We start from the raw sequence: 12,532 nt of genomic DNA on the forward strand, positions 1-12,532 counted from the left end.
AGTGTAAACAGGAGTATGGCGATATGAGACGCAGACATCGCAGGCTGACGGCTCAGGCGGATCTGGACATTACCGCGTTTCTGAACCTGATGATTGTGCTGGTACCGGTGTTGTTGCTGGGCATGGTATTCACGCAGATCCGCATGATAGAGCTGAATTTTCCGGGGATGGAAGCCGGGCAGGCGCCAGCCTCTGAAAATTTCCGGCTGGTGGTCACTGTTATTCCCGGTGGCCTGGAAGTGGCCGACAGTGAGCGCGGGCTGATTGAAGTGCTTCCGGTCAAGGATGGCGGCCAGGACTACCAGGGGCTCAGCGCCCTTCTTCAGCAGATCAAGGCCCGTATGCCCGAAAAGACCGACGTAACCCTGGAAGTAGGCCCGGATGTGGATTATCAGACACTGGTAACCGTTATGGACACAGTCCGCTCTTACCCGGCAGTGGTTGCCGCCAGCGTGGTGGAGGCTGAGTTGTTCCCGGATGTGTCCCTGATGGATGCAGGCGAAGATCGTACCCTTGCGCAGAGTGCGTCAGCAGCAGACGGGGGTGGAGTATGAAGGCATCGCGTCGCGCCCGTCTGCGCCAACGCCATTACGGCAGGATGCATACGGCCGGTGGCCTGAACCTGGTGTCGCTGATGGATATATTCACCATTCTCGTGTTCTTTCTGATGGTGAATTCCTCCGATGTGAAGGTAATGCAGAATACAGCAGACGTGCCTTTGCCCACCTCGACGGCGGAGAAAGAAGCCGTGGAGAACCTGACCGTGCAGGTCAGTGGCCGATCCATTCTGGTTCAGGGCCGGGAAGTGGCGAGGCTGGACGGCATTGAGGCCTCGGACACTCACATTGCGGGCCTGTCTGAGGAGCTGGCGTATCGACGGGGCCGATGGGCGGAAGTGCCAGATCAGGGACTGGAAGTCACCATCATGGCGGGGAAAGAGACCGACTACCGGTTACTGCGCAAGATCATGCAAACCTGCGTGGACGAGGATTTCCGGCAGGTCCGGCTGGCGGTAGAGGGGGAGGTGCGCAATGGCTGAACGCAAGCCAGGCACACAAATTTCCCGCCTTCCCTGGAGCAGAGATGGATGGGAGAGCGCGCGTTTCGGTGTGATACTCGCAGTCATGCTTGCGTTGTTTCTGGTGCCGGCGCTCATCATTCCAAACCTGCAGGTGCCCGAACGGGAACGGTCGGAAGCAGAGCGCATTCCGCCGCGGCTGGCGCAGTTGGTGGAGGCGCCAAAACCCGCTGTAGTTGAAGTGCCAGAGCCAGAGCCAGAGCCAGAGCCCTCGCCGGAGCCTGAACCCGAGCGGGCGGAAGCTGAACCGGTCGTGGCCGACCCGGAACCCCGTCCGGAACCCAGGGTCTCGGCACCCCAAGAGCAGACCACTGAACAGGCGAGGGAAAATGCCGCACGTTCTGGTTTGTTTGCCATGAAAGACCGGCTTGCGGCACTGAAGGCGCCAGAGCCCTCAGCCCGGCCCGAGAATCGAACCGCCAATATTGGTGATGCACAGGCAGAGGTGCAGCAACCGGAAGGCGACCGCTCCAGGGTGTTAGCCGGCAGTGGCGGCGTCCAGAGCCGTGAGGGGCCGGCCCGGGAAGTGGCGCTGGCAGAGCATAGCATGCAAACTGTTTCTGCGCCCCGGGAAGTGGCGGTTGACCCGGCAACCCCGGCCAGGCCCTCGGTAGGTGAGCGGGCCATGAGCAATATCCGGCAGGTGTTTGATACCCAGAAAAGTGTGCTCTACGGCCTGTACCAGCGGGAACTGCGACAGGACCCGACGCTGGAAGGCAAAGTCACCCTGGAGCTGGTGATAGAGCCGGACGGCTCGGTGTCCGCATGCCAGGTGGTCAGCTCAGAGCTGGGCAACCCGGCCCTGGAGCAACGCATTGCCATGCGGGTACAGATGTTCAATTTTGGCGCAGACAATGTCGAAACCCGGAAGGTTCGATTCCCGATCGATTTCCTCCCGGGCTGACAGGGCCCGACCTCAGCTTTCGATAGTAATTTTCGGCAGGCGTGGCTTTTGCAGTGAGATTTTCTCGGTGGGGGCGATGACTTTCGCCTCGCCGGTCACCACTTGGCTGTCATTCTGATTGCGCACATCGCACTGGAGTACCACGCGATTCTTCGGTTCTTTGCGCACTACGGTGAGGGTGACGGTCAGGGTGTCGTCCAGTTTGACCGGGCGCTTGAACGACAGGCTCTGCTCAAGGTAAATGGTGCCGGGGCCGGGCATGACCGTGGCCAGTGCGGCAGAAATCAGAGAGCCACTCCACATTCCATGGGCAATGCGCTCTTTGAACATGGACTCCGCGGCAAACTGGGAGTCCAGGTGTACCGGGTTCACATCCCCCGACACCGCTGCAAACAATACCAGCTCATCTTCGGTCAGTGTCCGGGTGAAGGTGGCAGAGTCGCCCTCGTTCAATTCGTCATAGGTAATATTTTCAAGGGTATCCAGGGTGTCGCTCATCACAGACTCCGGTGATGGAAGAAGTGTTTGAAAGGGGTATACAGTTGTACCGTTTAACGCTTCGGAAACTACCTCATCGTTAACAAAACTGCTATTCTCTCCCGACTTTTTAAGGCTGAGACTTTTGTCGGGTTGATTTTTTGATCAGTTCGGCCTTGGCAAAACATTACAATCAGGGAGCTTCTGAACCCATCCGGTGGCTCCCCAATAGCGCCAATCAGACAGGAGATGGTGATGGATTTTGAGCAGTTCTATCAAGACAAGTACCCCGCCGGCATTCCCCGTGAGGTAGATCTCAAGAAATACAAAAACATGGTGGATGTATTTGAACAGGCTGTTAAGAAGTTTGCAGACAAGCCTGCGTTCACTGCGGTTGGCGTCACCCTGACATACCGGGATCTTGATACTCAGAGCCGTAATTTTGCGGCCTGGCTGCAGAACAAAACCGATCTCAAACCGGGTGATCGCATTGCGGTGCAAATGCCCAACATTACCCAGTACCCGGTGATTGTCTTCGGTGCCATGCGTGCTGGCCTGATCGTGGTTAACACCAACCCCCTGTACACCACCCGTGAAATGGAACACCAGTTCAACGATTCCGGTGCCAAGGCGCTGGTGGTGCTGGCCAACATGGCAGACAATGCGGAAAAAGTGCTGCCCCATACCGGCATTGAGCACGTGATCGTGACTGAAATTGCCGATATGCATTCACCCATCAAGCGTACCCTGATGAACGCTGTGGTGAAGCACGTCAAGAAGATGGTTCCGTCCTACAACCTGCCGACTGCCCACAAACTGCCGGCGGTGCTCAGTGCCGGTGCCCGTGAGAAGTTCACTCCGGTTGACATCAATCTGGACGACCTGGCTGTACTGCAGTACACCGGTGGCACCACGGGTGTCGCCAAGGGCGCGATGCTGACCCACGCTAACCTGGTGGCCAACCTGACCCAGGTGCGCCCGATGATGGAAGACCAGGTAGAAGAGGGCAAGGAAGTGGTGATTGCACCGCTGCCGCTGTACCACATCTACTCGTTTACCCTGAACTGCGGCATCATGCTGGAAGCCGGCGCCCACAACGTTCTGATCCCGAACCCGCGCGATATTCCGGGCTTCGTGAAGGAAATGCAGAAGCAGAAGTTCTCTGCTTTTATTGGCCTGAATACCCTGTTCGTGGCCCTGTGTAACAATGAGGACTTCCAGGATCTGGATTTCTCCGGCCTGAAGCTGACGGCTTCTGGTGGTATGGCGCTGACCAGCGATACCGCAAAAATGTGGGAGCGGGTGACCGGTTGTGAGATCAGTGAAGGGTACGGCATGACTGAAACCTCTCCGGTGGTTACCTTCAACCCTCGCAGCGCCATCCAGATCGGCACCATCGGCCTGCCGATCCCGTCCACCGTGGTTAAAACCATCGACGACGACGGCAACGAAACACCCATCGGTGAGCCCGGGGAACTGTGTGTGAAAGGCCCGCAGGTGATGCGTGGTTACTGGCAGCGCCCGGAAGACACACAGAAGTCCTTCACTGACGATGGCTTCCTGAAAACCGGTGACGTTGCACTGATCCAGGAAGATGGCTACATCCGCATTGTTGATCGCAAGAAAGACATGATCATTGTCTCTGGCTTCAACGTGTTCCCGAACGAGATTGAAGACGTGGTAACCAGCCATCCGAAGGTGGTTGAGTGCGCCGCTGTAGGTATCCCGGACGCCAAGAGTGGCGAGGCCGTCAAGGTCTACGTGGTGCCCACGAAAGACGGTGTCACCGCAAACGAGCTCAAAGAGTTCTGCCGCGAGCGCCTGACCGCCTACAAAGTGCCCAAGCACTTCGAGTTCCGGGATGAGCTGCCCAAGAGTAATGTGGGCAAGATTCTGCGCCGTGAACTGCGGGACGAAGCCAACGCCAAGTAAACGGCGATTGTTGCAACCGCGAGGTTGCACTGCTTCCCACAAAGACCCTGCTCATGCAGGGTCTTTGTGTTTCTACCGTTTGGATTTCCCGCTAGACTGTGGCGCCTTGTGATGCATCCATCAATCCATGAGTCTGTTGCCGTTCAATGACTGACAAAACAACGCCCGATAACGCCCAACCCACGGCTGCTGATCCTCAGGCGGCAGTGAAGGCCTTTATGAGCCAGCTGGATGTCTGTAACCAGCAGGAAGCGGCGCGCATTATCCGCAGAGTGGGCCGAACCAAGGGCAAGCCGGGCCAGAAAGACCTGGAACAGATGGCGAACTGCTTGGAACAGGGGCTTGAGAAGGTGCGCCAGCGTCAGGCGCTGCACCGCCCAGCGAGTTTTCCGCCGGGACTACCGGTCAGTGATCGGGTGGACGACATCAGCGAGGCCATCCGTCATCATCAGGTGGTGATCATCGCTGGCGAAACCGGCTCCGGTAAAACCACCCAGATTCCAAAAATCTGCCTGAACCATGGCCGTGGCGTTCGTGGGCTGATTGGCCACACTCAACCGCGCCGGATTGCCGCGCGCAGTGTCGCCGCCCGCATCGCCGAGGAGATTGGTGAACAGGTTGGCCAGCAGATCGGTTACCAGGTGCGCTTTACCGACAACACCTCGGAGGCGTCCCGGGTCAAGGTCATGACCGATGGCATCCTGCTGGCGGAGATCCAGCACGACCGCTTTCTGGATCGTTATGACACGCTGATTATCGATGAGGCCCATGAACGAAGCCTGAATATCGATTTCCTGCTCGGGTACCTCAAGCAACTGTTACCGAAACGGCCGGATCTGAAAGTCATCATTACCTCGGCCACCATCGAGGTTGATCGCTTCAGCGAATTCTTTGATCAGGCGCCGGTAATCGAAGTCAGTGGCCGAACCTTTCCGGTGGATGTCCGCTATCGGCCCCTGACCGGCGATGAAGACGACCGTGACCAGGGTTGGACCGACGGCGTACTGTCAGCCCTTGAGGAGATCGAACAGCACGAACGCAAGGAGAAGCAGCCCCCAGGAGATGTGCTGGTGTTCCTGCCGGGTGAGCGGGAAATACGGGCGCTCAGTAAAGTGCTGCGGCATGCGGAGCTGCGACACACCGAAGTATTGCCGTTATATTCCCGGCTCAGTAACCAGGAGCAAAACCGCGTTTTCCAGGCTCACAAAGGGCGGCGGCTTGTGTTGTCCACCAACGTGGCGGAAACCTCGCTGACGGTACCCGGCATTCGTTATGTGATCGATACCGGGGTTGCCCGTATCAGCCGTTACAGCGTTCGCTCCAAGATTCAGCGGTTGCCGATCGAGCCGATCTCCCAGGCCAGCGCCAACCAGCGGGCGGGGCGTTGCGGGCGGGTGGCGCCAGGTATTTGTTTTCGGCTCTATGATGAAGCCGATTTTCTTAACCGGCCCGAGTATACCGACCCGGAAATCCTGAGAACCAATCTGGCCTCGGTCATCCTGCAAATGGCCACCTCGGGCCTGGGCGATATCCAGAATTTCCCCTTCCTGGAAGCGCCGGATCGCCGCCAGGTGAACGATGGCTACAAGCTGCTGGAAGAGCTGAGCGCTGTTGACGATAAACGCCGAGTGAGCCGTCTCGGCCGGACCATGGCACGCCTGCCACTGGACCCGCGCCTGGCCCGGATGCTGGTGACGGCCGCTGAGCAGGGCAGCCTGAGCGAAGTGCTGATTGTGATTGCCGGCCTCAGCGTCCAGGACCCGCGAGAGCGGCCCCAGGACAAGCAGCAGGCAGCCGACCAGGCTCACGCACCGTTCAACGACAAGGAATCGGACTTTGCCACCTTGTTGAATATCTGGAACTGGTTTGAGGAGCAACGCCAGGAGCAATCCCAGAACCAGCTAAAGAGACTGTGCCAGAAAACCTTCCTGAGCTGGATGCGAATGCGCGAGTGGCGGGATATTCACCGGCAACTGACGTTGATCTGTCGGGAGCAGAAACTGGCACTGAACAAGCAGCCGGCAAGCTATGAGTCCATGCACAAGGCGATTCTTGCCGGTTTGCTGGGCCACGTTGCGGTCAAGGTAGAGAAGCGGGAATACCTGGCCACTCGAAATCGGAAAGTGATGATCTTTCCTGGTTCGAAGGTGGCCAAGTCCGGGCCCAAGTGGATTGTTGCGGCGGAAATTGTGGAAACCAGCAAGGTGTTCGCCCGCATGGTAGCCGCCATCCAGCCGGAATGGGTTGAACCCCTGGCGGGCCATGTGGTGAAACACCACTTTTTCGAACCTCACTGGGAGCAGAAGCGTGCCCAGGTGATGGGTTACGAGAAGGTGACGCTGTATGGACTCGATATCGTCGCCAAGCGGCGCATTCCCTACGCCAAGGTAGACCCGGAAGAATGCCGGAATCTGTTCATCCGGCGCGCCCTGGTGGAGGGTGATTACCGCTCAAAGGCTCCGTTTATTGCCCGCAATCGGGAGATGCTCGATACCGTCGAGAACCTGGAGAAGAAAACCCGCCGTCGTGACCTGTTGGTGGATGACGAGGTGTTGGTGGCCTTTTACGACCAGAGGCTGCCGAAAGACATTGTTAGCGGTCGCCACTTTGAAAGCTGGTGGAAGGGCCTGTCTGCCGATGAACTTCGCAAACTGGAGCTGACCGAGGCCGATGTCTTGCAGCGCCCGCTGGACCAAGGCGCAGCGGAGCAATACCCGGATTATCTGGAGTGGGAAGGCGTCAAGTACCCGCTCAGTTACGAATTCGAGCCCACCAGCGAGCGGGACGGGGTAACCCTGCAGGTGCCGTTGATGGCGCTCAAGCAGATTCCGTCACGCCGGCTGGAATGGCTGGTGCCGGGGCTGTTGCGAGAAAAATGCATCGCCCTGGTGAAAGGGTTGCCCAAATCCCTGCGCCGTAACTTTGTGCCGGTTCCGGATTTCGTCGATGCTGCCCTCGCCAACATTCAGCCTGGCAACGAGCCCCTTGCCCTGAAACTGGGGGATCAACTGCGCCGGATGACCGGTGTGCAGATTGATCCGGAAGCCTGGCCGGAGGACGAATTGCCCCGGCACCTGCGGATGAACCTTCGGGTAACCGGAGACAAAGGCAAAGTGGTGGCAGAGAGCCGGGATACCGACGATTTGCAGGCCAAGCTGGAGGGTCGGGCGGAAGCGGCGCTGGCCTCGGCTACCAGCGACGATGATCGTTCGAGAGCACCGAAAGAATTCAGTGACTGGCAGTTCGGCAATATGCCCGAGCAGGTGCAGACCGAAAAAGGCGGTATGCAGGTAACCGTCTATCCCGCCCTTGAGGACCTGGGCAAGCAAGTACGGTCCATTCGCTGCCTGGACCGGCTAACGGCTGAGGACACCATGCGCCGGGGTATTGCCCGGCTGATCATCAACCGGTTTGGCAACACCCTCGCGGACCTTGAGCGCAAGCTGCCCCGGTTCAAACAGTCCGCGCTGATGTTTGCCCCGGTAGGACAGGCGAAGGTGCTGCTGGACGATCTGTTGTTGTCTGCGGTGATGCAACACTTCCTGCCCGGAACCCTGCCCAGAGACGAAGAAAGCTTTATCCGAGTGTTCGATGCCCACCGCGGGGATTTTATTCCGGCGTTAGAGCAGGCCGACGAACGCCTTTACCAGGCGATGAGCGGTTACCAGAAAGTGGCCAAACAGCTCAAGGGCAAAATTAACCTGGCGCTGGCGCAGAGCATGGCAGATCTGAAATTCCAGCTTCAGCACCTGGTCTATCCGGGCTTCCTGGTGGCCACGCCATCCCAGTGGCTGGAACGCTTCGGGGTGTATTTCGAGGCTGCCTTGATTCGCCTGGAAAAAATGCCCAGGGAGATGGGCCGCGAGCGCGAATTCCTGCACACCATTGAGCCACTATGGGCCCGCTACGCCACCAAGCTGGAACAGCAGAAACGCCAAGGTGTGCGGGACCCTGAACTGGAGCTGTACCGCTGGATGCTGGAAGAATATCGGATCTCATTCTTTGCCCAACAACTGGGCACGGCGATGACCGTATCGGCCAAGCGACTCGATAAACAGTGGCAGAACACACGGGTGTAGGGCCTGAGCAGGGTGCTTTTCGGGCCAGTGTGAGGGAGGGCTGCACTGTTCTGGTGCTACTGGACTTTGGTCAGGCGGGCAATTCCGGCCGTGTGTGTTAGTATTTCTGACAGCATAGTGTCTTATTACAACCATGACGTGGGGTTATTGTGATTAAAGCCGTCATCAGCGGAACCGGCCTGTATACGCCACCCGCCATTATTGAAAACGATCAACTGGTTGAAGCCTTCAATCAATACGTAGAGCTGTATAACGATGAACATGCGGAAGAGATAGCCCGCGGTGAACTGACGGCTCTGCAACCTTCGTCATCTGCCTTTATTGAAAAGGCATCGGGTATCAAGCGCCGTCATGTGATTGACCGTGAAGGTATCCTGGACCCGAAGCGCATGACACCGAATATTCCGGACCGGGATAACGACGAACCGTCAGTCCAGTGCGAGATGGCCATTGTGGCCTGTAAGGAAGCACTGGAGCAGGCGGGCAAAACCCCGGCAGATGTGGATGCGGTGATTGTTGCCTGTTCCAACCTGCAGCGCGCCTATCCGGCCATTTCCATTGAAGTCCAGCAAGCCATGGGCATCGACGGTTTTGCTTATGACATGAATGTGGCCTGCAGCTCCGCCACCTTTGGAATCCAGGCCGCGGTGAACGCAGTGGAAAACGGTAGCGCCAGAGGGGTTCTGGTGGTCAGTCCGGAAATTTGCTCCGGGCATCTGAACTTCCGGGACCGGGACAGCCACTTCATATTCGGCGATGCCTGCACGGCGATTCTGGTGGAAAGGGAAGAGGACACCCAGGCAGGCCAGGGTTTTGAAATTCTCGGCACCCGCCTGAAGACTCAGTTTTCCAACAATATCCGGAACAACTTTGGCTTCCTGAACCGGGCAGACGAATCGGGTATTGGCAAGCCGGACAAGCTATTCATCCAGCAGGGTCGCAAAGTGTTCAAAGAGGTGTCACCGCTGGTGGCAGACACCATTCAGGGCCATCTGGCATCCCTGCAGCTGACGCCTGAAGACCTCAAACGCATGTGGCTGCACCAGGCCAACCTGAACATGAACCAACTGATTGCCCGTAAGGTTCTCGGCCGGGATGCAACGGTCGAGGAAGCGCCGGTGATTCTGGACGAATACGCCAACACCAGTTCGGCTGGTTCGATCATTGCCTTCCATAAACACAAGGATGACCTGAAAACCGGCGACCTGGGCGTGATCTGCTCGTTTGGCGCCGGCTATTCCATCGGTAGCGTGGTTGTTCGCCACCGGTGAGGCCTGTTACCTCGCTGCCAGGGCCCTCAGGGTGTCTGGCAGGGGGGTGGACTTTCGGGACGCCCGATCCATCCAGACGATCTTGGCGTAGCCTTCCGCGTAAACCGCCCCTGTATCTGAATCTTTCAGAAGGTGGTAGGTATCCAGACTGGTATTTCCCGCTTTGTCCGCGTATGTTTCAACCACGACGTTGGCGGGGTGAGTCAATTCCTTCAGAAATGTGGCACTGGTCTTTATAATGACCGGTCCGGTTGGCTCTTCCGCGCCACCCAGTTCCAGTGACGACAGCCAGACAATCCGTGCTTCTTCAAAGAAGCGGAAGTAAACCGTGTTATTGGCGTGGCCGTATGCATCCATATCGCCCCATCGCAGCGACATGGTCAGGGAACTGACGGGATTTCCCGGTACTGACATCTGATTTCCTCCGGATGACGTTCATAATAATCAAGCGCCGGTATTGTCGACGAACTGAAACAGGTTAAACAACCCGAGAGAGCAAAATGAGAAACCTTTTATCCTGGCGCCTGACCACGCTGGCCGCTCTGCTCCTGCTGATGTTTGCAGGTGGCCAGTTACACGCCCAGAACATGCAGGAACCGGTTCCCGAGGGTTCAACCCCGGTCAATACTGATGACCCCTACGAGAACTGGAACCGGAAGGTGTTTTCGTTCAACGATGCCATTGATCGTTGGTTCCTTCGTCCCGTCGCTCAAGCCTACCGCACTGTCACGCCCACGATTGTCGACCGTGGTATTACCAACTTTTTCAATAATCTCACCGAAATCCGCAATTTCAGCAACAGCTTGCTGCAGTTGAAAGGAGAGTCGGCCGTGGTGGCCGCCGGGCGCTTCACCTACAACACGGTGTTTGGCCTCGGGGGTATTTTTGATGTGGCCACCGCCTTTGATTTGCCCGAGCGCCCGGAAGATTTTGGTCAAACCCTGGGGTACTGGGGTGTTGGCTCTGGCCCATACCTGGTGATGCCGCTCCTCGGCCCGGCGACTCCGCGCTATTTTACCGGCATGGCAACTGACGGGTTCCTTTTGCCATCTGCCTGGGATGAGGTTAGCAGTCCCGAGTGGTATTACCTGCGGGCACTGCAGGTGGTTGATAAGCGGGCCGACCTGATCCCGGCAGAAAGCTTTATTTCTGGTGACCGGTACAGGTTTGTGCGTAATGCTTTCCTGCAGCGTCGTGAATTCCTGATTAACGATGGTAAGATCACGCAAGACCCCTTCGCAGATGATGACGATTTCATGCTCGACGATTTCTGAGCGTTCACGCCGGGAGGCCGCAGGTGATCAAGGACCCCAGGATAGCCCGATTCCGCAAATTGTTGGCGGAAGCTCCCAATTATGAACAGTGGAAGGCTGCCGCGCTGGAACTGGATTTTCTGGAAGGCAATGCGGAGTGGAAGGAGGACTTTGCGTCTGACCTTTACCACTACGAGCTGATCTATGACCGGCTCAGTAACATCAAACAGTATCGTCAGCAGAACGACTTCGATCGTTTGAAGCGAGCGCTCCGGGAAGGCCTCCACCATGATCTTGGCAACATGGGCAATCCTGCGCTTTACACCCGTTCCCGGGTTGGCACCAAGCACCTGATCGAGGAATACATCACCCAGGTGTGCGAGGCCCTGGATTACCTGTGTGATCATCCGGTGCCGGGCTTCCCCGTTTATGACAAGCTCCAGTTTTTCCGAGACACCCTGACCAGTTATGGCAGGCCAACGTTGCTGCTCAGCGGTGGCGCCAGTCTGGGTATGTTCCATTTCGGTGTGATCAAGGCGCTCTGGGAAAAAGGCCTACTACCGCAGGTTATCGCGGGTTCCAGTATTGGTGCCATCATTGCCGGTATCCTCGGCGTGCATACCGACGCGGAAATCCCCGAAATGCTGGTGCCCGAGAACCACAACCTCAACGCCTGGAAGTGGCGGGGGATCATGAGTGCCATGCGGGGTGATGGCCTGATGGATCAGGAAACCCTGAAAAACTGCCTGCGGGCAAACATCGGCGACTACACCTTTGAGGAGGCTTACCAGCGCACTGGTCGTAGTATCAATATCAGTGTGTCACCGGTACAGACGCACCAAAAGGCCCGATTGTTGTGCGGTTATACCTCGCCATACATTCAGGTTTGGAGTGCCGCGCTGGCCAGTGCCGCGGTGCCGGGCATTTTTCCTCCCGTCACCCTGATGAAGAAAGACCTTTACGGCAATTCGCTGCCCTACATGCCCCGGTTGAAGTTTGTGGATGGCTCGGTGGTCAGCGACCTTCCGATTGAACGGTTAGTCCATCTTTACGATGTGAATTTCACCATTGTGAGCCAGACCAATCCCCATGTTGTGCCGTTCCTCAGCCAGCAGAGTCGGGATGAAAAGTTGTCCCTGGGCAGGCTGCCGATGCATCTGGTCGCGTCCGAGATCCAGTTCCACGGCCAGGGTGTGTTCGATTATCTGAGAAAAAGGGTACGCCCGGAACTGATGCGGCAGATGGCTGGTCAGATGTACACCATTATGGCCCAGCGTTACTCCGGTGATGTGACCATTGCGCCCACCTATGCATTCCGGGACTTCCGTCGTATGCTGTCCAACCCCAGTCCGGAGTATGTTCGTGAGATGATTCTGGCCGGTGAGCGCGCAACCTGGCCGAAAATTTCGATGATTCGCTCCCACGCACGCATTTCGAAAACGCTTGAACGGTGCGTTCGTCGCCTGAAACAACAGAACCGCAAGGCCGCTGAATTACGACTGGTCAGCGGAGCCGACAAGGCTAAACCCTGATCCTGA

10 protein-coding genes are annotated in these 12,532 nt (G+C 57.4%); 8 read left to right on the forward strand and 2 right to left on the reverse strand.

Going from position 1 to position 12,532, the window contains the following annotated elements:
* Nucleotides 1-23 precede the first annotated feature (23 nt).
* From RVM24_RS04870 to RVM24_RS04880, 3 genes are read left to right on the forward strand one after another with little or no spacing between them, the layout of a single operon-like run.
* The gene (locus tag RVM24_RS04870; RefSeq protein WP_061331108.1) at nt 24-554 is read left to right on the forward strand and encodes an ExbD/TolR family protein; all 531 of its coding nucleotides are present in this window, start codon (nt 24-26) and stop codon (nt 552-554) included.
* Nucleotides 551-1,039, forward strand: coding sequence for an ExbD/TolR family protein (locus tag RVM24_RS04875; protein WP_061331109.1), 489 nt, complete (start codon nt 551-553; stop codon nt 1,037-1,039). The genes RVM24_RS04870 and RVM24_RS04875 overlap by 4 nt, the downstream gene beginning before the upstream one ends.
* Entirely contained in the window at nt 1,032-1,982 is a 951-nt protein-coding gene (locus RVM24_RS04880) for an AgmX/PglI C-terminal domain-containing protein (RefSeq protein WP_061331110.1), read from the forward strand. Before RVM24_RS04875 ends, RVM24_RS04880 begins: the two co-directional genes overlap by 8 nt.
* Nucleotides 1,983-1,994: 12 nt before the next feature.
* Here the strand turns inward: RVM24_RS04880 and RVM24_RS04885 are convergent, their stop codons facing one another.
* Entirely contained in the window at nt 1,995-2,480 is a 486-nt protein-coding gene (locus RVM24_RS04885) for a MaoC/PaaZ C-terminal domain-containing protein (RefSeq protein ID WP_061331111.1), read from the reverse strand.
* Between the two features lie 234 nt (nt 2,481-2,714).
* On the opposite strand from RVM24_RS04885, the gene RVM24_RS04890 reads away from it, so the two are divergent.
* The 3 genes from RVM24_RS04890 to RVM24_RS04900 all read left to right on the forward strand — a co-directional run bounded on the left by RVM24_RS04890 (nt 2,715) and on the right by RVM24_RS04900 (nt 9,741).
* Nucleotides 2,715-4,391 carry a long-chain fatty acid--CoA ligase gene (locus tag RVM24_RS04890; protein ID WP_061331112.1) on the forward strand — a complete coding sequence of 559 codons (1,677 nt, stop codon included), beginning with the start codon at nt 2,715-2,717 and terminating at the stop codon, nt 4,389-4,391.
* Between the two features lie 218 nt (nt 4,392-4,609).
* Nucleotides 4,610-8,470, forward strand: a complete 3,861-nt coding sequence (gene hrpA / locus RVM24_RS04895; protein ID WP_431475392.1) for an ATP-dependent RNA helicase HrpA — start codon at nt 4,610-4,612, stop codon at nt 8,468-8,470.
* 149 nt (nt 8,471-8,619) lie between these two features.
* Nucleotides 8,620-9,741 (forward strand): beta-ketoacyl-ACP synthase III, encoded by a 1,122-nt coding sequence (locus tag RVM24_RS04900; RefSeq protein WP_061331113.1) that lies wholly within the window; start codon nt 8,620-8,622, stop codon nt 9,739-9,741.
* Between the two features lie 6 nt (nt 9,742-9,747).
* On the opposite strand, the gene RVM24_RS04905 is transcribed toward RVM24_RS04900, so the two are convergent.
* Nucleotides 9,748-10,155, reverse strand: coding sequence for an acyl-CoA thioesterase (locus RVM24_RS04905; RefSeq protein ID WP_431475027.1), 408 nt, complete (start codon nt 10,153-10,155; stop codon nt 9,748-9,750).
* A gap of 86 nt (nt 10,156-10,241) precedes the next feature.
* On the opposite strand from RVM24_RS04905, the gene RVM24_RS04910 reads away from it, so the two are divergent.
* Both RVM24_RS04910 and RVM24_RS04915 read left to right on the forward strand, forming a co-directional pair.
* Entirely contained in the window at nt 10,242-11,015 is a 774-nt protein-coding gene (locus RVM24_RS04910) for an MlaA family lipoprotein (RefSeq protein WP_431475028.1), read from the forward strand.
* Between the two features lie 23 nt (nt 11,016-11,038).
* Nucleotides 11,039-12,526 carry a DUF3336 domain-containing protein gene (locus tag RVM24_RS04915; protein ID WP_431475029.1) on the forward strand — a complete coding sequence of 496 codons (1,488 nt, stop codon included), beginning with the start codon at nt 11,039-11,041 and terminating at the stop codon, nt 12,524-12,526.
* Nucleotides 12,527-12,532: the final 6 nt, after the last annotated feature.

It is taken from the genome of Marinobacter sp. KM021 (assembly GCF_050707965.1).
In the GTDB taxonomy this organism is placed as follows: Bacteria; Pseudomonadota; Gammaproteobacteria; order Pseudomonadales; family Oleiphilaceae; genus Marinobacter; species Marinobacter shengliensis.